2 rRNA genes are annotated in these 413 nt (G+C 44.6%); both read left to right on the forward strand.

The annotated features are described in order from the left end of the window. Positions 1-105: ribosomal RNA gene (locus tag LC455_RS31185) — 16S ribosomal RNA — on the forward strand; the annotation flags it as partial. 198 nt (positions 106-303) lie between these two features. Further along, a 23S ribosomal RNA gene (locus LC455_RS31190) occupies positions 304-413 on the forward strand; the annotation flags it as partial.

Raw genomic sequence — 413 nt, forward strand, 5'->3', positions numbered from 1 at the left:
GGTGGGGTAACCGTAAGGAGCCAGCCGCCTAAGGTGGGACAGATGATTGGGGTGAAGTCGTAACAAGGTAGCCGTATCGGAAGGTGCGGCTGGATCACCTCCTTTCTAAGGATATAAGCTGGACGTAAGAGCCAGACAATACAGTTTGTTTGATGGTTTCTTGTTTGTTTAGTTTTGAGAGTGCAATCTCTCAGAACTTCGTTCTTTGAAAACTAGATAATCGTAATAGAAGAAGTAACCAAGTAAAAACCGAGTAATCGCCATTTTAGTTTTTCTCTCTATTTATTAGAGTAAAACCTTTTAGGTTAAGTTAGAAAGGGCGCACGGTGGATGCCTTGGCACTAGGAGCCGATGAAGGACGGGACTAACACCGATATGCTTCGGGGAGCTGTAAGTAAGCTTTGATCCGGAGA

This window comes from Neobacillus bataviensis (assembly GCF_019969725.1).